The sequence below is a fragment of the Neobacillus sp. 114 genome (genome assembly GCF_030127045.1).
Taxonomy (GTDB): domain Bacteria; phylum Bacillota; class Bacilli; order Bacillales; family Cytobacillaceae; genus Neobacillus; species Neobacillus rhizophilus.
On sequence record NZ_CP126144.1, the window covers coordinates 2,785,126 to 2,805,550 of the forward strand.

17 protein-coding genes are annotated in these 20,425 nt (G+C 40.9%); 13 read left to right on the top strand and 4 right to left on the bottom strand.

All coding sequences use genetic code 11. From position 1 onward, the window contains the following. Nucleotides 1–62: 62 nt before the first annotated feature. The 7 genes from QNN06_RS13670 (at nt 63) to QNN06_RS13700 (ending at nt 6,796) form a co-directional block, all read left to right on the top strand. Nucleotides 63–668: a TetR/AcrR family transcriptional regulator gene (locus QNN06_RS13670; RefSeq protein ID WP_284037722.1), complete on the top strand. Its 606-nt coding sequence runs from the start codon at nt 63–65 to the stop codon at nt 666–668. Nucleotides 669–865: 197 nt separating this feature from the next. Next, nucleotides 866–1,006, top strand: a complete 141-nt coding sequence (locus tag QNN06_RS13675; protein WP_213115840.1) for a YrzI family small protein — start codon at nt 866–868, stop codon at nt 1,004–1,006. 245 nt (nt 1,007–1,251) lie between these two features. After that, nucleotides 1,252–2,292, top strand: coding sequence for a tripartite tricarboxylate transporter substrate binding protein (locus QNN06_RS13680; RefSeq protein WP_213115839.1), 1,041 nt, complete (start codon nt 1,252–1,254; stop codon nt 2,290–2,292). Between the two features lie 62 nt (nt 2,293–2,354). Further along, complete coding sequence (locus tag QNN06_RS13685) at nt 2,355–2,810, top strand: tripartite tricarboxylate transporter TctB family protein (RefSeq protein ID WP_284037723.1); 456 nt, start codon at nt 2,355–2,357, stop codon at nt 2,808–2,810. 63 nt (nt 2,811–2,873) lie between these two features. Further along, nucleotides 2,874–4,400, top strand: coding sequence for a tripartite tricarboxylate transporter permease (locus QNN06_RS13690; protein ID WP_284037724.1), 1,527 nt, complete (start codon nt 2,874–2,876; stop codon nt 4,398–4,400). Nucleotides 4,401–4,470: 70 nt separating this feature from the next. Continuing rightward, the gene (locus QNN06_RS13695; protein ID WP_284037725.1) at nt 4,471–6,096 is read left to right on the top strand and encodes a sensor histidine kinase; all 1,626 of its coding nucleotides are present in this window, start codon (nt 4,471–4,473) and stop codon (nt 6,094–6,096) included. Continuing rightward, entirely contained in the window at nt 6,059–6,796 is a 738-nt protein-coding gene (locus tag QNN06_RS13700) for a response regulator (RefSeq protein WP_284037726.1), read from the top strand. The genes QNN06_RS13695 and QNN06_RS13700 overlap by 38 nt, the downstream gene beginning before the upstream one ends. Before the next feature lie 746 nt (nt 6,797–7,542). On the opposite strand, the gene QNN06_RS13705 is transcribed toward QNN06_RS13700, so the two are convergent. Continuing rightward, nucleotides 7,543–8,649 (bottom strand): AbrB family transcriptional regulator, encoded by a 1,107-nt coding sequence (locus QNN06_RS13705; RefSeq protein WP_254124789.1) that lies wholly within the window; start codon nt 8,647–8,649, stop codon nt 7,543–7,545. A gap of 198 nt (nt 8,650–8,847) precedes the next feature. On the opposite strand from QNN06_RS13705, the gene QNN06_RS13710 reads away from it, so the two are divergent. Further along, on the top strand, nt 8,848–9,615 hold the full coding sequence (locus QNN06_RS13710; RefSeq protein WP_213115834.1) for an alpha/beta fold hydrolase: 768 nt from the start codon (nt 8,848–8,850) through the stop codon (nt 9,613–9,615). A gap of 41 nt (nt 9,616–9,656) precedes the next feature. Here the strand turns inward: QNN06_RS13710 and QNN06_RS13715 are convergent, their stop codons facing one another. After that, nucleotides 9,657–10,223: a phosphatase PAP2 family protein gene (locus QNN06_RS13715; protein WP_213115833.1), complete on the bottom strand. Its 567-nt coding sequence runs from the start codon at nt 10,221–10,223 to the stop codon at nt 9,657–9,659. A 177-nt stretch (nt 10,224–10,400) separates the two neighbouring features. Between QNN06_RS13715 and QNN06_RS13720 the strand changes: the two genes are divergently transcribed. Further along, on the top strand, nt 10,401–11,252 hold the full coding sequence (locus tag QNN06_RS13720; RefSeq protein WP_284037727.1) for a gamma-glutamylcyclotransferase family protein: 852 nt from the start codon (nt 10,401–10,403) through the stop codon (nt 11,250–11,252). 175 nt (nt 11,253–11,427) lie between these two features. Here the strand turns inward: QNN06_RS13720 and QNN06_RS13725 are convergent, their stop codons facing one another. Continuing rightward, nucleotides 11,428–13,095: a ribonuclease J gene (locus tag QNN06_RS13725; protein ID WP_213115831.1), complete on the bottom strand. Its 1,668-nt coding sequence runs from the start codon at nt 13,093–13,095 to the stop codon at nt 11,428–11,430. A 214-nt stretch (nt 13,096–13,309) separates the two neighbouring features. On the opposite strand from QNN06_RS13725, the gene QNN06_RS13730 reads away from it, so the two are divergent. From QNN06_RS13730 to QNN06_RS13740, 3 genes are read left to right on the top strand one after another with little or no spacing between them, the layout of a single operon-like run. Next, on the top strand, nt 13,310–14,182 hold the full coding sequence (locus tag QNN06_RS13730; protein WP_284037728.1) for an efflux RND transporter periplasmic adaptor subunit: 873 nt from the start codon (nt 13,310–13,312) through the stop codon (nt 14,180–14,182). After that, the gene (locus QNN06_RS13735) at nt 14,179–14,868 is read left to right on the top strand and encodes an ABC transporter ATP-binding protein (protein ID WP_284037729.1); all 690 of its coding nucleotides are present in this window, start codon (nt 14,179–14,181) and stop codon (nt 14,866–14,868) included. Before QNN06_RS13730 ends, QNN06_RS13735 begins: the two co-directional genes overlap by 4 nt. Beyond that, a complete protein-coding gene (locus QNN06_RS13740) occupies nt 14,861–16,033 on the top strand; it encodes an ABC transporter permease (RefSeq protein WP_284037730.1) in 1,173 nt (390 codons plus the stop codon). Before QNN06_RS13735 ends, QNN06_RS13740 begins: the two co-directional genes overlap by 8 nt. Before the next feature lie 381 nt (nt 16,034–16,414). On the opposite strand, the gene pdxR is transcribed toward QNN06_RS13740, so the two are convergent. Then, nucleotides 16,415–17,851 carry a MocR-like pyridoxine biosynthesis transcription factor PdxR gene (gene pdxR, locus QNN06_RS13745; protein ID WP_284037731.1) on the bottom strand — a complete coding sequence of 479 codons (1,437 nt, stop codon included), beginning with the start codon at nt 17,849–17,851 and terminating at the stop codon, nt 16,415–16,417. Nucleotides 17,852–18,306: 455 nt separating this feature from the next. Here pdxR and QNN06_RS13750 point away from each other — a divergent pair, with 455 nt between their 5' ends. After that, on the top strand, nt 18,307–20,301 hold the full coding sequence (locus QNN06_RS13750; protein WP_284037732.1) for an acetoacetate--CoA ligase: 1,995 nt from the start codon (nt 18,307–18,309) through the stop codon (nt 20,299–20,301). Nucleotides 20,302–20,425 lie beyond the last annotated feature (124 nt).

The following is a 20,425-nucleotide window of genomic DNA, read 5'->3' on the forward strand; positions in this document are numbered from 1 at the left end:
ACTATAATTAAAATAAACCGACTGGTCATAATATTTTTCGTTCAGCAAAAGGGGGAACAGCTATGCCGCCAATTGTATCCGATTCCTATAAAGAAAAAAAGCGTAAAGAGATATTGGATAGTGCTCTTGTCTGCTTTGCTCAGAAAGGATTCCTGGTTGCTACCGTTGACGACATTGTGCAGCATTCCGGAATTAGCAAAGGGGCCATCTATAATTATTTCAAAAGCAAAGATGAAATTTTTCTGGAATTGATGAAGGCGAGTACTGAGGCTACGTATGAAAAACTAACTGGCGAATTGGAGAAATGCACCAATTCCATAGATAAAATAATACATCTATTTGATATGTATTTATCACCAAAGGATCGAGAAGATATCGGCAATATTGTTGTACACGATGAATTTAAACTTCATGCCTCTCGTCACCCAGAATTGTTGGAAAAATTAAACCAGCGAAGACAAGAGTATTTTATCCAGCTTTTTTCACAAATCATTAAAGAGGGTCAGCATTCAGGAGAGATAAAAAAGGAACTGAAGCCAGAAATTTATGCCAATGTATTTTGGTCGATGATTGATGGGGTAATGATTCAAACTATCTATCCCGACTTTCCAAGTAATGATGTGATTAACGAGATGAAGGAAATGTTTTTAAGAAAAATTAAGGCTTAGCCTGACGAGAACCGCATGTGGAACAAACTTTTCCATATGCGTTTTTTTCAAAAAGTTCAGCGCAAAATCATTGAATTCTGCATAAATATATAATAAAATCAAAATAGACTTAGCAGTCTATTTTGAAGGGTATCTTTTTTTAGAGACTAAATAAACCGACTGGTCATTTTAAAAAGTGAAAGAAAGGTGGTCAAATTATGACTCTAAATATTTTGTTTTTAACCATCACCATCACAAAACGAACAAAAAGTTTAAAAGAGGCAATACAGGATGATTATATAGAGAAACTACATGATGAGAATAAAAATCAACGTATTTCGATGAGGCATTTAAAATAATCATAGAGGTTAGGGCGGAGGCCCTAGCTTTTTTTGTTTGGCTGGACCGGATGAATGGTCCAAGATGTCCGCCTAACGAAATTTTTGAGGCACGAGAACCGTCCCCACGACTCATTTTTGACGATTGTGTGAACAAAATGAACAAAATGATTAATAAGGTTTTAATGCTGTTTAAGTGTATAAACTTTCAATATTCTAATTTTTTTATAGAATTAAGTAAACGTTTACAAGGGGGAATTAAAGAGATGATTAGTTTCAAAAAATTTTCTACAGTGGTGACTGCAGGAGCGTTGGCATTAAGCCTAGCTGCATGTAGCAGCGGTGCCAGCAAAGAAACTTCCAGTCCAGCAGCCAAAAAAGAAGAAGGGACAGGCTATCCTACCAAAGCCATTTCCGTTGTGGCACCATCTGGGGCAGGCGGCGGCTGGGATTTAACAGCACGTTCCTTCACAAAAATCTTAAGCGAAACCAAATTGGTGGAACAGCCTTTAACAGTTGAAAACAAGCCGGGCGGGGGCGGTGCTGTGTTTATGGCGGAATACGCCACACAGCAAGCGGCAAACAATGATATGCTATTCGTTAACTCACCGCCAATCATTATTAACAACTTGAAAAAAGAAGGTAACAGCCCATATGGTTATAAAAACACAACACCATTGGCACAGCTGACAAAAGACTATGGAGCAATCGTTGTAAAAGCGGATTCAAAATTTAAAGATTTAAAATCTGTATTAGATGAAGTGAAGAAAGATCCTACTAAACTAACATTTGCCGGCGGTTCCGCACCTGGCTCAATGGACCACTTAATCTCCATTCTTCCGGCATTTAAATACGGAGTGGATCCAACTAAAATTAAGTATGTTTCCTACGATGGCGGCGGCGAAGCGATTACCGCATTACTTGGCGGCAACGCAGACGTGATCGGCACAGATGCTTCCAGCGTGAAAGAATTCTTAAAAGCAGGCAAGATTCGCGTATTGGCGATTACTTCAGCAAAACGTTTAGGCGGCGATTTCAAAGACGTTCCAACCGCTAAAGAACAAAGTGTAGATGCAGAGTTCACGATTTGGCGCGGTGTGTTTGGGCCTGAAAAAATGTCTAAAGAAGCAAAAACATATTGGGAAAAAACAATCGACAAGCTTGTTCAAACTCCAGAGTGGAAAAAGGAAGTAGAAACACAAGGCTGGGAACTGGAATACAAAAACAGTGCTGACTTCCAAAAATTCTTAGGGGAGCAGGATAAGCAAGTCAAAGAATTATTAACAGCATTAGGCATGCAGAAGTAATAAAGGCGGGAAGGAGTAAACTTTTCTCCTTCCCTTATTTTTCAAAAAAAGGAGGGCTTCGAATGGAATTGAAATTCGACCGTATTGCCTCAGTCCTGTTTCTTGCAGTAGGCGTATTATTCATCATCGGCAGCCGGAATCTGGCCAGTTCATCTTACGGAAGCGTGGTCGGGCCGGATATTTTCCCGCTCGTACTTGGTATCGCGTTGGTATTGTTAAGTATTCGCTTGTTTTTTGAGACATTCCAAAATAAAAACAATCAGGAAAAGAAAGAAAAATTGGAATATAAGCCATTCATCATTATTTTTATTGCAACTTTGTTTTATATTTTAACGTTGGAATCTATTGGTTATGTAATCACTACTTTCTTATTCTTATTTGTCTGCTTCCAAACGATGGAACGTTCAAAATGGGTCAATTCGCTCATCATTTCAGCTTTATTTTCAGGACTTGTATATTATTTATTCGTGGAGGTTTTAAAAGGGACACTGCCAGGCTGGCCAGTTTGGTTCTCGTAGGTTTGTCGCAAAAAAACTTCCCCTTTTAGAGGAAATATCAGCTTTTTAGAAAGGAGTATAGATATGGGTACACTAGATTATTTATTACAAGGTTTTGGAACCGCACTTGTCTGGTATAATATTCTATTTGCATTTGTCGGGGTTTTAATTGGTACCGCGGTAGGGGTGCTTCCGGGAATTGGACCTATGAGCGGTGTCGCGCTCTTGATTCCGGTAACAGCATCGATAACCGGCGGACTTCCGCCGGAGCAGGCAGCGACCAGCGCTATCATTCTTCTTGCTGGTGTTTACTACGGGGCGATGTATGGCGGTTCGACAACATCGATTCTATTAAATACGCCAGGAGAATCGTCCTCAGTTGTAACCACATTGGACGGTTATCAAATGGCTAAAAAAGGGAGAGCGGGGAGCGCCCTGTCCATTGCCGCAATCGGCTCGTTTGTGGCAGGAATTTTTACGCTTATCGCCCTTATCGTTATGGCAAAGCCGCTTTCTAACGTGGCACTTAAATTTGGACCGGCGGAGTATTTTTCACTAATGCTTTTAGGACTTGGTGCTGTCAGCGGTTTAGCGGGAAAATCGGTTACGAAAGCATTGATTATGACGGTTAGCGGATTATTGCTGGGAACGATTGGTATTGACAACGTCTCGGGGATTGCCCGGTTTACCTTCGATGTCCCATGGTTGTATCAGGGGATAGAATTCTTAACGATTGCGGTTGGATTATTTGCAGTCGGAGAGGTGTTCAAGACGATCCTTGAAAAAGAAGAAGAAGATGGTGAAATTGCTAGAATCAACAATATGCTGCCTTCTAAGGAAGAATTCAAGGAATCAGCAGCCCCAATTGCACGCGGTTCCATCCTAGGCTTCTTCGTCGGTATCTTGCCTGGTGCAGGTGCAACGTTGGCATCTTTCTTTTCCTATTTGCTAGAAAAAAGGGTCTCAAAAAATCCATCGAAATTTGGTACTGGTGCGATTGCTGGGGTAGCAGGACCGGAATCGGCCAATAACGCAGCATCCGGCGGTGCGATGATTCCATTGTTAACACTCGGTATTCCTGGGTCAGGGACTACCGCTATCTTAATGGGAGCGCTGATGATGTACAATGTACAGCCGGGTCCGTTATTGTTTGAGGACCATCCGCAAGTTGCTTGGGGCTTGATTGCCAGTATGTTCATCGGCAATTTAATGCTATTAATCCTAAATCTGCCGCTTGTAAAGGTGTTTGCAAAAATTATTGAGACCCCTAAGAAATACTTGATTCCTATGATTATCGCCATCTCGATTTTCGGTGTTTATGCAGTCCAAGTATCGACTTACGATTTACTTTTATTATTAGCCTGCGGTGTTCTTGGTTACTTTTTAAGTAAAAATGATTATCCGATTGCTCCACTTGTTCTTGGACTTGTTTTAGGCCCGATGATTGAGAATAACCTGAGAAGAGCATTGACCATTTCTAACGGTGATTACACGGTATTTCTTTCCCGCCCAATATCATTAATTTTTCTAATAATCACCCTATTATGGCTCGTTGTGCCATTCCTGATGAAGCGAAGGGGCAAAGAGGTTATCATTAATGTTGAGGGATAAATCTGAAGATTACAAAAAACTCCTTTTTAAAGGAGTTTTTTTAATATATTATTAAGATAGAGGTGTTTGCATGCGTTTACATACAAAACTGATGCTGGGAATCTCTATAGTTATTATTATCATGGGGACCATCATAGAATTTACGTTTAAAAATATCATGGAAACGAATTTAAAGCATGAGATTGGCACGAAGGCGTTATCCGTTGCTCAATCAATTGCGAACATGCCGGAAATACAAAAGGCATTTAATGCGGAGAACCCCGCTTCCATTATTCAGCCTATTGCGGAAAAAATACGCAAACAGGTGGATGCAGAATTCATTGTTATTGGAAATCAAGACGAGGTCCGTTATTCACACCCTAACCCTAATCGTTTAGGCAAAAAAATGGTCGGGGGAGATAACGAACGTGTTTTTAAAGGAGAATCTATTATTTCGGAATCAATTGGGACACTTGGACCTTCTTTAAGAGGAAAATCCCCGATTTTTAAAGATGGACAGGTTATCGGCGTCGTTTCAGTAGGTTACCTGCAGACGGATATTGAAAAAGAAGTGGCGCGCATTCAGAAAAAGGTCTTTTGGGCCATCATGATTATTTTATTAGGCGGTCTTTTGGCGGCTATATTAATCTCGTTTAATATTAAAAAGGCACTCTTCGGGCTGGAGCCAAAGGAAATTGCCTGGATGTATCAGGAAAAGCATGCAATCCTTGAATCCATCCATGAAGGGATTATTGCAATTGACACGAAAGGAAGAATAACGGTAGTCAATGAAACCGCACATAAAATATTGCAGGTGCCTTGCGATATTCCTCTTCGCGGGACAAGGATTGAAGAAGTGCTTGAAAATACGCATTTGCACGATGTTGTCAGGACGGGGCGAGCCGAATATGATACGGAATTCATGATTTTTGGTGAAGTCTTTTTAGCCAATCGTGTGCCTATTTTTAACAACAAAGGTGACGTTATCGGGGCAGTGGCGAGCTTGCGGAATAAATCTGAATTGGCCCACCTGCTTCAGGAATTATCTCATGTCAAGGCCTATGCAGAAGGGCTGCGCGCTCAGACACACGAGTATTCCAATCGTCTCTATACATTGTTGGGGTTAATTCAGTTAGGTTCCTATAAAGAGGCAATCGATTTCATTTCGCGAGAAGTGGATGTTACCCAAGGGTTCATTCGATTTTTAATGAAGGAAATTCCTGATCCGATTATTGCCGGATTTATTCTTGGAAAAGTCAGCCTGGCTAGCGAGCTGAAAATTCAGTTTTCGATTGATAGTGAAAGCAGTTTTAGGGATCTCCCAAGTGACATCAGCAGGGATTCACTAGTAACGATTATTGGCAATCTCGTCAACAATGCTTTTGAAGCCGTAAGGGCAAATGACAAGGCAGACAAAATCGTTTCCTTGTTTTTAACTGACCTTGGCAGAGAATTGATTATCGAAGTAGAAGATAACGGTGAAGGGATTGACGCCGAGTTTGCAGAACAGATTTTTAAAGAGGGTTTTTCAACAAAGAAATCAGGCAGTAATGCTGGAATCGGTCTTAGTCTCGTTCAAAAGGAGATTCACGAATTAGGGGGTTACGTGACCTTTTCGTCGAGCAGGGGTGAAGGGTCGATTTTTACTGTAGCGATTCCAAAAAGCAGGGGGAATATGAATGAAGGGGAACCAAGATATCGAAGTGTTAATTGTTGAGGATGACTTGCGTGTCGCGGAAATCCAGAAACGGTTTTTGGAGCAGATTGAAGGTTTTCAAACCGTTGGGATTGCCGCAAGTTATGTGGAAGCCAAAACGTTAATCGAGATTTTGCAGCCGGACCTGCTTCTGCTGGATGTTTATTTTCCGGATATGAACGGACTGGATTTGCTGAAGGAAACAAAACAGCAGGCAAAGCAAATGGACGTCATTATGATTACGGCCACGAAAGAGATTGATAAAGTTCAAGAGGCAATTAGTATAGGTGTCTTTGATTACATCATTAAACCAGTTGTCTTTGAGCGTTTCAAGCAATCATTGCTACGGTATCAAGAGTTTCATAGAAAGCTTGTTCAATTGGGACAAGATAATCCGCACGTCACCCAGCAACAGGTCGACCAGCTGTTGCGCAAGGATGTTGAAGGTACCGCAGGAGCGGGGGACAAGCCTTACCTTCCAAAGGGCATCGACCCGCTTACTTTAGATAAGGTAATGGAAGTACTCCGACGAGCAGAGGGCGGTCTCACTGCTGAACGCGTCGCCAAAGAAATAGGCGTCAGCCGCACCACCGCCCGCCGCTACCTCGAACACCTCGTCGCCGACGACAAAATCGAAGCCGATTTAGCTTATGGCACAGTTGGCCGCCCTGAACGCGTCTATTTGGTGTCAGGCACCACAAAAAGACAAATGTCCACCTAAGGCGGACGATTTTATTATAAAAGGTTCTTTTCTAAAAGATTGTTGCTTTCATAACATAAAAACTGCTCCAAGTAAGAAGAAATAACATATTGAATTGCTTTAAGCGACCGAACACTTGGAAAAATAACTTGTCTGGTCGCATATAGCCTTTCTATGTGCCCCAACGCTTGAAAAAATCAGCTGACCGGTCGCATATAACCTTTCTATGCGCTCCAATGCTTGAAAAAACTAGTGGTCTGGTCGCATATAGCCTTTCTATGCGCCCCAACGCTTGAAAAAACTAGCGGACTGGTCGCATATAGCCTTTCTATGTGCCCCAACGCTTGTAAAAAATGAGCGGGCCGGTCGCATATAACCTTTCTATGCGCTCCAACGCTTGAAAAAACTAGCGGACTGGTCGCATATAGCCTTTCTATGTGCCCCAACGCTTGAAAAAATGAGCTGATCGGTCGCATATAACCTTTCTATGCGCTCCAACGCTTGAAAAAATAAGCGGACTGGTCGCATATAGCCTTTCTATGTGCCCCAACGCTAGAAAAAACAAGCGGACCGGTCGCATATAGCCTTTCTATGTGCCCCAACGCTAGAAAAAACAAGCGGACCGGTCGCATATAGCCTTTCTATGTGCCCCAACGCTAGAAAAAACAAGCAGACTGGTCGCATAGGAGCAAAAACAAATGAAAACAGCATAATAAAAAAAGTGTAAGACCTTATCGGGTTTTACACTTTTTGTTATGCTGGTAAGTCTATGTAGATTTTGCGTTTTTTTTGATTTTGAATATCCATCTTAGGATTGGCGGGACGGCAAAGTATATGAAAAACAGCCGGAATAGCTGAAAGCCACTCACCATTGATAAGTCCGCCCCTATTGCATGAGCAAGGATGCCCATTTGATCCATTCCTCCCGGGGCGACACTCAGGAAGCTGGTGGATGGAGTGAAATATCGAAAGTATACCAAAAGCAAACTTAATCCCAAAGAGCAGAGAATCATCAATCCCCCGCTGATAATGGCAAGGGTAATGACTTTTGCTTTATTTGTCAGTTTTTCAGGTTTCAACAATAGTCCTATATAGCCGCCAATCATAAATTGCGACAGGTCTAATACAGGCGGCGTGAGGTCAGGTCCGTGAAGGCCGCCAATCGTCAAGACAGCTGTTCCCAATATCGGTCCAAGCAAAAACGGCGTAGGAGCCTTTATTTTTTTCGCTAGCAGGGCACTTAGAACACTAATGACAGCAAATAAAATTAGCATCAGAGGAAAATTCCCAGCAGATGTTTGATCTGCGCTTTGCAAAAGTGATGAACCTGTATGGCCCTTTCCTGTATTCTGAAAAAGCGGCCCGAACACAAGAAACGGTACAAAAAAGATAATCATCATTAATCTGGCAACCTGAAGAAACGTCACCGTTGTAATATCAATTCCCTTCATCTCTTCGGCAAAGGTAATCATTTGCGATAGACCACCGGGGATACTTCCGGTTAGAACAGTCGGATAATCAACGTCAGTCAACTTTGCTACAACAAAAGCAATGCCGGCACAAAAACAAATTAGTAAAGTGGTCATTAACAGCATGGAAGGCAAATTTGCCGCAATTTGATAAAGAGCTGTTTTGGTAAAGGACAGCCCAATCGAATAACCAACAATGATTAATCCAATATCTCGAATCCATCTAGGCCAATATAAATTAATTCGATTAAACCTCGAGCCAATGAATACAGCAGTCATGGGTCCTAAAAGCCAAGGAATGGGGGTATGAAGGAATTGAAATATCAGTGCGCCGATAAGAGCAATGAAGAGTGTTATAAAAAAGTGATTTGTTTTATTGGTATTAATGTTCGAAATTTTTGTCAACGGTAACCCTTCATTCCGGAAATATAATAATACGTTATGTTTGAATACTCCATATTATCATCATTTTACCATGATTTATTGATCCTTGAAATTTAGAAGCATTACTTTTTGGAATAAGAGCTTCATGAAGGAGTAAACCTAAATACAGACTTTGAATATTAAAGCCAGTTGAAATATGAAATAAAGGAGGGGTTAACGATGCCTATTTTTGAAAAGGAAGGAATCAGACTGTACTACAATGTGAAAGGGGAAGGGGTTCCCATTGTATTTATCCATCCTCCCTTGCTTACCAGTGCAAATTTCAAATACCAGATGGATGATTTATCGAAACATTACAAAGTTATCTGTTTTGATATTCGTGGACATGGCCAGAGCTCTTATTCAGAACAACCACTTACATATCGGTTAATAGCGGATGACATACGGAATCTCTTGGACCATCTAAGAATCTCAAAAGCATATCTTTGCGGATATTCCACCGGAGGTTCCATTGTCTTGGAATTTTTATTGACAACTCCTGACCGGGCATTATGCGGGATAATTGTCAGTGGAATGTCTGAGGTATTTGATTGGTATAACGAAAAAAGAATTGTAATGGCACGGATGCTTGCCAAAACAGGAGCCAAACGTTTACTCGCCCTAGGGATTTCCTGGGGTAATTCCGATTCAAAAGAAACCTTTAAGACCATGTATCATGAATCCCTGTTTGGTGATACACGAAACATCGCTCAATATTACAATTATAGCTTGGAATATAACTGTACCAATCAATTACATACCATTCACCATCCGATTTTATTGATTTATGGTGAAAAGGACAAAGCCTTTCATAAATATGCAAAAATATTAAATGAAAAGCTCCCTCATAATGAATTAAAGTTTATCAAAGAAAAGCACCAGATTCCAACAAAGTCCGCTTCCGAGTTCAACCAATTAATTAGAGGGTTTATCCAATTACACAAGTGAAAAAGGGAGGAACCTTAAGGCTACTCCCGCTAATATCGTTTTTACCGGAGTTTACAATAAGAACAATAACGATTATATGAATAAATAATGCGGGATATAATTGGATCCCAATGTTTTTTCGAAATATGAACAATGAAACTAGTAATACTTCCGAATAAAGCACTTCTAATAATTTCAATTGGGTAATGATGCCCCATCCAAATCCGCGAGATTCCAATAAATATTCCTAAATACCACATTATTTTGCCGAATAATCGGTGATATAAAAGCACGGAATTAGCTGCTGCAAACGCCAGTATTGTATGTCTACTTAGAAAGGATGAATCCTTTTTTGAAGGAACAGGCGGTAATACATTTACTTCATGGTTCAAAAATGGTCTTGGTTTATAATTGATAATATTTATTATAAAAGTGAAAATATAGGTTACCCCAACAGAGACTCCCGTTAATAATGTGAGTTTTTTATAGTTCTTATTGCGAAACCACAAGATAACTAATAATAAAACATATACATAACGAGCTTTTTTCGAAATTATGATCATAATCATATCCAAAAAACGATAACGTCCAGCTAGTTTATTTATTATTCTGAAAATTTCACGATCCATTAATAAGCCCCTTTCTTTAGCTAAATGCTATTATTTCCAGAAAACTAGAAGTCCATGTATTGAAAGGTATCCATAAAATATTAAACTAACTTTAAAAGGAATCTGAGGTTTTTGTGACGAAGTAAAGATTGGTTTAGAATTGCTGAATAAAGCACAAAGAAAGGGACTGCTGGAAAAATGAACAAACATTACGTTTTCGTTTATGGAACATTAAGAAGAAATGAGAAATATCATTATTTACTACAGGATGCGGAGCTGGTTGCAGAGCAAGCCTGGACAAATGGGAGCCTTTTTGATACTGGATTAGGTTATCCGGCAGTTAAAAAATCGCAAACAGAAACAGTTTATGGAGAATTGTACCTTGTATCTGACGGTCATCTGCGTAGTCTCGACCAATTGGAGGGTTATGAAGAACAAGGCCGCAACAATTTATATGACCGGAAAAAGCAGAGCATTTATCATGATGGCGGAGAAACGGAAGCCTTTATTTATACGGTTGCCAACCACAACAAAAGCATGCTGCAAACGCCAATACCATTTGGTGACTGGAAGGTATATCAGTTTGAGAAACAAAATGGGAACGTATTGTATTTCGCTTATGGCAGCTGTTTGGACCATGCGAGGTTTAAGCTCGCTGGGGTCGATCATTATTTTCAAAAATTAGCCGGGGTTGCAGAGCTTAAGGGTTACACCCTTCGGTTTACAAAAAAGCTGCCTGACGGCGGGCGGGCAGACATTGTGGAAGATGGAGGCGTTGTGGAAGGGAAGGTATATGAGATTCCATATGAATGTCTCGAATATTTATACAGGCGTGAGGGCGTTCATACTCTCCTCTACCGTCCTGCTTTAATTGATGTCAAGATGAATGGACAGACAATCAAAGATGTACTAACATTTATAGTCGTTTCGAAAGACCCTGAAACAGTATCGCCTGACCATTATCTGGAGGAAATCATCCGTGGCGGGAGCGGTTTTTTAAGTGAAACGTATATTTCTAGGTTGCAGGAACACGTTAAAATGCTTAAATAGCGAACCGGAAATTGGTTTTTAATAAAAAAATCCGGGTCATCCATTATATCCGCGGATTTTTAATGGATATATGCGAATTTTTGATTATATCTGCGAATCTTCAATTTTCACTCCTAAACCGAAAAAAATTGCCAGGCACTTTGTAGAAGGTGCCGGGCAATTTTTTTTCATACATTCATATCTCAATAATAATCGGCAATATCATCGGTTTTCTTTTCGTTTCTTTAAAGAGATACTGTCCTACAGTCTTCTTGATGTTTTGTTTGATGACGTTCCATTGCCGAATGTTTTCTTCTTGTAAGTCATTAACCGTCTTTTTGACAAGGCTGTTAATTTCCCTCATCAAATTCTCAGATTCCTTTACATACACAAATCCGCGCGTAATCGTGTCCGGTCCTTGGATAATCCTTTGGTCCCGTTTGCTCAATGTTAAGACGATTACCAGCATGCCATCTTCAGACAGCTGCCTCCGATCACGCAGCACAATCTCCCCCACATCACCGACACTCACGCCGTCAACATATGTATCACCAGCAGGGACGGATCTAGTCTGCCTCGCAACCCCGTCTTGAATATCCACGACATCCCCATTCCGGATAATAAAGGTATTTCCTTTTTCCACTCCAACCGATTCCGCAAGCATCCGGTGATGGTGAAGCATCCGGTATTCGCCGTGAATCGGAATAAAGTAAGTGGGCTTCATCAGCGTAAGCATCAGTTTTAGGTCTTCCTGGTAACCGTGGCCCGATACATGCATCCCGGTTGAGCTTCCGGAACCGTAAATAACATGCGCGCCACGCTGAAACAAGTTATCGATAATCCGGGAAACATCCTTTTCGTTCCCGGGAATAGGGGACGCTGCCAAAATTACAGTATCATCGGGATAAATCGAAGCATCCCGATAGCTTCCGCTTGCCAGCCGTCCGAGAGCGGCATTTGGTTCGCCCTGGCTTCCAGTACATAGGATGGCGACTCGTTCGGGGGCAAGTTTTTCGATTTCGCCTGCTTCTATCAGCATCCCTTCCGGTACATGCAAATAGCCACGTTCAATGGCAACATCTACGACATTCACCATACTTCGGCCCAGCAAGGCCAGCTTTCGATTTGTCTCAATACAGGCTTCCACGACTTGCTGCACACGATTTACATTGGAAGCAAAGGTTGAAACGAAAATTTTTCCCCTAGCCCGCAGGAAAGCTTCCAACATATGGCTGCCTACCATTTGCTCAGAAGGAGTGATCCCTTTTCGTTCAGCATTCGTACTTTCCGAAATTAACGCCATAACGCCTTTCTGGCCAATCTCTGCCATTTTATGTATATCGGAATATTGGTTATTGGCCGGAGTTAGATCAAATTTAAAGTCCCCTGTATGAACGACATTCCCTTCCGGCGTATGAAAAACAATTCCCAGACAATCCGGAATACTATGGCTGACTTTGAAGAAGGAAACTTTAATCTCGCCAAATTCTAACTCTGAATCAGCATCAATCGGTACAAGCTTTGTATCCCGTTTGAGCCGGTGCTCAGCCAATTTTAAATCAATCAAACCGAGCGTAAAACGTGTTGCATAAATAGGTACATTTAATTTTTTTAAAAAATAAGGGACTCCGCCGATATGATCTTCATGCCCGTGGGTCACAACTAAAGCCCGGATTTTCTCACGGTTTTCTTCCAAATAGGTCACATCTGGGATGATCAAATCAATTCCAAGCAAGCTTTCATCAGGAAACATTCCGCCGGCATCAATCACCACGATATCGTCATGATATTGAATCACATACATGTTTTTTCCAATTTCATTAATGCCGCCTAAAGCAAAAAAGGATAGGGTCTTGTTACTCACTTTTTCTTCCTCCTGATTACATTCTGATATTCATAATATACCCGGAAAATCCTACATTAATTTACTGTGAACACCATATTTTCCGAAAAATCCACACCTCAAAATCATGCGGAGGCACCACCAATTCCTGCGGTGGGTTATCTAAAAGTCTGCGGTTAGAAGGAAAGGGAGCCGCCGTAAAATGAAATTATCCAATAAGGGAGGGGATTAATTTATGAGTACAAACCAAAAAAAGACAGGTAAAAAGAAGATAGTAATTTGGTCAATACTTGGACTATTAGCAATTGCCATCATTTCAGCAGTAATCTTTACGCCAGAGGGATTAGGAACATTCGAAAAGGAAACAGCTCAAATTGACGATATTACCACCTTCTACAACTTCTCGGGTACTGTCGAAGCTAAAAACAGAAAGACAATTACTAGTGATGATCCAATGCAGATTAAGGAAATAAAGGTAAAAGCAGGTGACCAGGTGAAAAGCGGCGATATCTTGCTAGAAACCAAAGATGGTAAAAAAATAAAAGCAGCAATTAACGGAGAAATCACAAAAATCTATTTGGAGAAAAACGCGGAAGTAATGGCAGGGGCGCAATTAGTCGACATCGTCGATTATTCCGTTTTACAAACAACCGTTAAAGTTGATGAATACGACCTTAAATACCTTTCCGTTGGGCAGGAAGTGATTGTAGCTGTAAATGCGCTCGAAAAAGAAATTAAAGGGACGGTTTCAGCTATTTCGAAGGAAGCAGCTAACGAAAACGGTGTTTCCTATTTTACTGCAACGATTGACCTCAACAGTGACGGTGCGATTAAAGTAGGGATGAGTACAGAGGCGAAAATATTGAAACAAAACGTATCGGGTATCATTACGCTCTCCATGAAAGCAATCAATTTTGACAGCAAAAATAAGCCATACGTTCTGATTCCTACTGAAAAAGGTGACAAAGTCAAAAAATATGTTCAAACTGGCATTAACGACGGTACTATCATTGAGATTAAAGAAGGTATTGACTCGGGTGATGTAGTGATGATCATCAATAAAGATAATGCGGCTCCGGCGATGATGCATGGAGGTAATCAAGAATGAGCGGACAAATTTTAAACATAACTCAAATCACAAAAACGTACGTGATGGGTGAGGAAGAGCAGGTGGTCTTAAACAATATTAATCTGACAGTAAATAAAGGGGATTTTGTAGCCATATTAGGGCCATCTGGTTCAGGGAAATCAACACTGATGAATATTATAGGATGCCTCGATTCCCCGACAAGTGGTGATTATTATTTGTCGAATCAAAAGGTTGATGAACTGGATGAAGAGTCTCTTGCTGCAATCCGCAACAAGGAGGTCGGCTTTATTTTTCAGCAATTTCAGCTGCTTCCAAGGCTTAATGCGATACAAAATGTGGAGCTTCCACTCGTTTATGCCAGAGTCCAGGAAAAGGACCGAAAACAAAGAGCAAGGGATATGCTCGAGAGAGTAGGACTTGGTGAAAAACTGCAAAATCGCCCAAATCAGCTTTCCGGAGGGCAGCAGCAGAGGGTAGCCATTGCACGTGCAATGGTGACGAACCCAACTATATTGCTGGCTGATGAACCAACCGGTGCACTCGATCAAAAAACGGGCCAGCAAATTATAGAGCTATTTCATGAGCTTCATGAAGAAGGAAAAACGATTATCATGATTACACATGATATTGAAATTGCGAAAAATGCCAGCAGAATTGTCCGTATATTAGACGGAAAACTGAGAGAGGAGTTTGCTTATGTTTAAGGAAAACATCAAAATGTCTTGGATGAATCTTATTCATAATAAAATGCGTTCCTTCTTAACGATGCTCGGTATTGTGATTGGCGTTGCTTCCATTATTGCATTGATTACGATCGTGAAAGGTGCGATGGACGGAATGACAAGCGAGTTTTCTTCTTTCGGGGCCGATAAAATAACTGTTCAAGCTATCGGAACACCACTTAAACAAGGCATACTCGACAGCGACATTCAAAAGCTATCAGAAATTGAGAATGTTGCCGGAGTTTCACCGACTCTTACAGGGAACACAACGGTAGTCTATAACGGAAATGAAAAAAAGGATGTGTTCGTTCAAGGAAAAAATGATGTGTATTTTTCTAAGACGAAAGACCTGATTGAAACTGGCAGGGGCATCAATATTTTGGATATTGATAGTGAAAATAAAGTATGCCTTATCGGGGCCAATATTGCAGAGGAACTGTTTTGGGGGGAAAACCCGATTGGCAAAAAAATGCAAATAGCAGGCGTAACCTACACGGTGATTGGAACACTTAAAGAATCAAGCAGTTTTTCGGATTCTTCTAATAACGATGCAGTCATTATTCCTTATACCACTTCCATGAGCCTGCTAGGAACTGGATATATTAACAATGTTGACGTGTTTATGAGCGATGCCAATGATTCTGAAAAAATAACCAGTGATATCGAGGCTGTTTTAAACCGGGCATTTAACTACAATAAAGACGGCTTTACCATTATCAATATGCAGGATATGCTGTCTTCCATTAATAGGGTAACAACTATGATGTCGCTCATGCTGGGCGGGATTGCCTCCATTTCACTTATTGTCGGCGGCATTGGGATTATGAATATGATGCTTGTTTCTGTTACAGAGAGAACGACCGAAATTGGGCTAAGAAAAGCCCTTGGGGCAGAGCCCAAGCGGATTCAACAGCAGTTTCTGCTGGAGGCGGTATTTTTATCACTCTTTGGCGGAACGATTGGCTTATTGCTGGGGGCGTTAATTGCTTATGCCGTATGTTTTTTGATTGGTGCAAGTTTTGCACTCTCGGTATTCACCGTTGTCCTTGCTTTCGGATTTTCTGCTGCCATTGGGATTATTTTTGGCATTGCACCAGCACGGAAGGCTTCTAAGCTTAATCCAATTGATGCGTTGAGAAGTGTTTAATGATAAATACAAAATTAAAGGCCGGTGTAAACAATCGGCCTTTTTTTGATGGAGAAAAAGTGGATGGTCAATTTTTAGGTGAATTGGATGGTCAACAATCAATGCATTTTTGATATGATATAGGTAGAAAAAGCTTTTTAATTAGAGGTGCAGTATGAATATAATGATTGGTTTAGTAATATTAATCCTTATTTTTTCTGTAGTTTCAACCCTATTAATTACCAGGAAACCTGATGAAAACTACAGTGGTTCAACAAAAAGAAACACCACCAACTTAACTTTAATATATGTTGTTATTATCGGCATCGCATTAATTTCACTCGGAATCTATATTGGGGTTGATTAGACCATCTTGATGGATGGTCTAATTATTTGTCCTATTTAGTTTGAAACATTCTCAAGTCCATCAGCAAACCTTTGAATTCCTTTATGGATCATTTCCTCATTTTCCCTTGCAAAGGTAAAACGGACGAATCCCTTTTCAGTCCCCATTGTTGAACCAGGGACAAATATTACACCTCTTTTTATCGATTCCTCCAACAATTGGATTTCATCACATTCCTTTTTAATTCGGCACCACAAGTGAATGCCGCCTTGAGGGATAGTAAAATCGACTTGATCTTTTAAAAATGTATCCAGGCTTTCAGTAATTTGATCTCTACGGCTTTCTAACTTCTTAACTAAATCCTTCATATGAGATTCAAAACCATTAGATTCTAAAAAATCATTTGCAATCCATTGAGAGTAACTGGCATGTCCAAAGTCGACCTGCTGTTTGGCATCTGCTAACCTTTCAATCACCTGCTTCGGTCCAATAATCCATCCGATCCTCAACCCTGAGGCAACAATTTTTGTCAAAGAACTAATATATAAAACATTTCCATGATGGTCCAATGATTTAAGAGTTGGGATTTTTTCAATTGAAAAAGGCGTTAAACTATAGGGGTCATCCTCCACCACTGGAATCCCAAATTCAGACGATATTTCAAGAATCTTTTTCCTCCGTTCTAGGGACAAAAGCGTTCCCGTGGGATTTTGAAAAATTGGATTCAAGAAAATCATCCTAATTCTATGTTTTTTATATAATTCGGCTATATCGTTTGGGTTAATTCCTTTCTTACCAACCTTTAAATAATAGGTTTTGATTCCTGCAGATTTAAATACAGGCAGATTGTAATGATAGGAAGGATTCTCAAGGGCAACTGAGTCTCCAGGTTTTAACAGGCATTGCACAACAAGATGCAAAGCTTGCTGTGCTCCCGAAGTAACCAATATAGATGAAGGATTCGTTTCGATCCCTCGGAACTGTTTAACATGTTTAGCTAGTGTGTCTCTGAGTATCAAATTACCCTGTGGATGGTCATATCCCATAGTACCGATAAAGGATCTGTTCATAGTAATTTCCCTAAGAGAAGTTAAGGGAAATAAATCCTGAGATAATTCGCCGCTGGCTAAATTAATTAACTTTTGCTCAGCCATCTCTTTGTGAATTCTTTGCGTTACAGGTAAATTAGGAAGAAACGAGCCTGCCTCAATGTATCTGTTCCAGCTTGGAATACGGTTCTTAGCCATGCCCCAAATATCTTTGCTGACGGTTGTTCCGCTGCCTTTTTTTCGCTCAATCAGTCCATTTGATTCCAACTCGTCATAAGCCGCAATGACGGTGCTTCTGTTTACTCCGAGCTCTTTCGCCATGCCCCTTTCAGAAGGCAATGGTTTATCTTGTGGAAAAGTTCCATCCGCAATCCCGTTCTCGATATATAAAGCAAGTTGTTTATAAATGGGTATTTTAGATTCTCTGTTAGGTTTCCAATCCATTAGCTACATCCTTTAAATTAATCTAGGTCTTATTTAATAATTGTATACTTTTTCAATGCATTTTTCATTTTGGAAACGATAGTCGGTGCCTCGTACTTTAGCTGCCTGCAACATGGCAGCTTTTCTTTGTCCAGCTCCGGCGCCTAGGGGCTCGCAGGTCTACAGTCAATTCGTCAAGAAGGCTAAAAAGCATCCCTTCTCGCCGGTTCGTCTTATGCCTGGCTAGCAGAAAGCTTATGCTTTCTGTACGCATTAAGGGAGACTAATCTCTGGCTTCACTCTCGCTTGCCAATCGATAAGTCTCCCTATATCGCCCCTGATCAAGGGGCTTCCGCATTCCTTTTTAAGATGAGTTTTTTCATTTTTTGAAAAATTAAGAAGGAAATTACTATCCTAAACTCGTATATGGTAAGTGTAGCTAAAACAATTCGAACACGACATTTGGGGGAATGGCAATGACGATTGAAAAAATGGAAGGAAAGTTGTTGTGGGAGCCTTCGCAACAATTCCAGGATGAGTCCAATTTAAAAAAATTCATGATATGGCTGGAAGAAACACGGGGACTGCACTTTGATACATATGAACAGTTATGGAAGTGGTCAGTTACCTCGATTGAAGGCTTTTGGTCTGCCGTCTGGCACTATTTTGACATTCAGGCGAAAACGCCATATGAAGAGGTTTTAAAGGTAAGAAAAATGCCGGGGGCTCAGTGGTTTCCTGGAGCAACCTTAAACTATGCAGAGCATGTATTTCGGAATGAAACCCCTGAAAAAGAAGCAATTATTTACGAAAGTGAAAACCGGACACAGGGGAAAATAACCTGGGCGGAATTGAAAAAGAACACCGCGGCCATTGCCGAATATCTTAAATCACTTGGAGTTCAACCGGGAGACCGTGTAGTAGCGTATGCATCCAATATTCATGAAACGATTACAGCCTTTCTTGCTTGTGCCAGCATCGGGGCAGTCTGGTCAAGCTGTGCACCTGAATTTGGGATCATGAGTGTAATTGACCGCTTTAAGCAAATTGAACCGAAGGTATTGTTTGCCGTTGATGGCTACCGGTATGGAGGAAAAGACTTTGACCGTCTTGAACTGGTGAAAAAAATTCAATCGGAACTGCCAACTCTAAAGCAAACGATCATTATCCCAAACATAAATGAAGAGCCAAATATCGGCCAGTTAACGAACGCTGTCTTGTGGAATCATCCGGTTGAAACTTCAACAGGGGCAGAATTATCATTCGAGGCGGTGCCATTCGACCATCCACTGTGGATTCTATATTCATCCGGTACTACTGGCAAACCAAAAGCGATTGTCCAAAGCCAGGGTGGAATTTTATTAGAGCATTTTAAAATGATGGCTCTCCAAAGCAATATCTCAAAAGATGATCGTTTCTTCTGGTATACCACCACTGGCTGGATGATGTGGAATGTTGTTGTAAGCGGATTATTGGTGGGTTCAACGATTCTATTATATGATGGCAATCCAAGTTACCCAAATTATGATACATTGTGGAAATTTGCCGAATCTTCGAAAATGACCATGTTCGGAACCAGTGCGGGCTTCATTACGGCTTGCATGAAGGCAGGCCTGAAGCCGAAGGACCAGTTTGACCTTTCTCATTTAAAAAGTATCGGGTCAACGGGGTCTCCTCTTCCTGCAAGTGGATTTGAATGGGTGTATGAACAGGTAAAAGAAGACCTTTGGCTCGTTTCGACAAGTGGAGGAACTGACATTTGTACCTCAATCGTCAGCGGTGCTCCAACCCTGCCAGTTCATACTGGTGAACTGCAATGCCGTGCGCTTGGTACTGCTGTAAAGGCATTTAACGAACAGGGCGAAGAGCTGACAGATGAAATAGGTGAACTCGTCATTACGGAGCCGACTCCATCGATGCCGATTTATTTTTGGAATGATGAAAGCGGCGAGCGTTACCGTGACAGCTATTTTGACATGTATCCAGGTATTTGGCGCCATGGTGATTTTATTAAGATTACTTCAAGGGGAAGTGCTATTATCTACGGACGTTCGGATGCAACTATTAATCGCGGCGGAGTCCGGATGGGGACGAGTGAAATTTATAGTGCATTGGAAAAAGTACCTGAAGTTCTTGATAGTTTAGTTGTTGACCTGCCACTCAGCAGCGAGCAATCCTATATGCCTTTATTCGTAGTTTTAAAACAAGGAACTGAGCTGTCGGATGATGTGAGGTCCCGAGTTAATCAGGCCATTCGTAAAGATTGTTCGCCAAGGCATGTTCCAAATGAAATTTTTGTGGTTGAGGAACTGCCGAAAACGTTGAACGGAAAGAAGCTAGAGGTACCGATTAAGAAAATTTTAATGGGAACTCCTGTTGAAAAGGCAGTGAATACGGGCTCATTAGCAAATCCTGATACTTTACGATATTTCATAGAATTTCAGAAGAATCTAAACGGCTTACAAAAATAAACTTTTAGGCCGCTCACAGGGTGGGCGGCTTTATTATTGTTTTCAGGATTAATCTAAATTAGCTTTAATCTTCTGGATCATATCTGAATACACAAAGATACAATTGTATCACGGACCCAAACAA

What these genes read in the sequence shown, in the direction of transcription:
- QNN06_RS13680 (WP_213115839.1), top strand. Translation starts at nt 1,252, where the DNA reads ATGATTAGTTTCAAAAAATTTTCTACAGTGGTGACTGCAGGAGCGTTG.
- pdxR (WP_284037731.1), bottom strand. Translation starts at nt 17,851, where the DNA reads ATGGATTGGAAACCTAACAGAGAATCTAAAATACCCATTTATAAACAA.
- QNN06_RS13685 (WP_284037723.1), top strand. Translation starts at nt 2,355, where the DNA reads ATGGAATTGAAATTCGACCGTATTGCCTCAGTCCTGTTTCTTGCAGTA.
- QNN06_RS13690 (WP_284037724.1), top strand. Translation starts at nt 2,874, where the DNA reads ATGGGTACACTAGATTATTTATTACAAGGTTTTGGAACCGCACTTGTC.
- QNN06_RS13740 (WP_284037730.1), top strand. Translation starts at nt 14,861, where the DNA reads ATGTTTAAGGAAAACATCAAAATGTCTTGGATGAATCTTATTCATAAT.
- QNN06_RS13700 (WP_284037726.1), top strand. Translation starts at nt 6,059, where the DNA reads ATGAAGGGGAACCAAGATATCGAAGTGTTAATTGTTGAGGATGACTTG.
- QNN06_RS13730 (WP_284037728.1), top strand. Translation starts at nt 13,310, where the DNA reads ATGAGTACAAACCAAAAAAAGACAGGTAAAAAGAAGATAGTAATTTGG.
- QNN06_RS13695 (WP_284037725.1), top strand. Translation starts at nt 4,471, where the DNA reads ATGCGTTTACATACAAAACTGATGCTGGGAATCTCTATAGTTATTATT.
- QNN06_RS13720 (WP_284037727.1), top strand. Translation starts at nt 10,401, where the DNA reads ATGAACAAACATTACGTTTTCGTTTATGGAACATTAAGAAGAAATGAG.
- QNN06_RS13710 (WP_213115834.1), top strand. Translation starts at nt 8,848, where the DNA reads ATGCCTATTTTTGAAAAGGAAGGAATCAGACTGTACTACAATGTGAAA.
- QNN06_RS13675 (WP_213115840.1), top strand. Translation starts at nt 866, where the DNA reads ATGACTCTAAATATTTTGTTTTTAACCATCACCATCACAAAACGAACA.
- QNN06_RS13750 (WP_284037732.1), top strand. Translation starts at nt 18,307, where the DNA reads ATGACGATTGAAAAAATGGAAGGAAAGTTGTTGTGGGAGCCTTCGCAA.
- QNN06_RS13670 (WP_284037722.1), top strand. Translation starts at nt 63, where the DNA reads ATGCCGCCAATTGTATCCGATTCCTATAAAGAAAAAAAGCGTAAAGAG.
- QNN06_RS13715 (WP_213115833.1), bottom strand. Translation starts at nt 10,223, where the DNA reads ATGGATCGTGAAATTTTCAGAATAATAAATAAACTAGCTGGACGTTAT.
- QNN06_RS13735 (WP_284037729.1), top strand. Translation starts at nt 14,179, where the DNA reads ATGAGCGGACAAATTTTAAACATAACTCAAATCACAAAAACGTACGTG.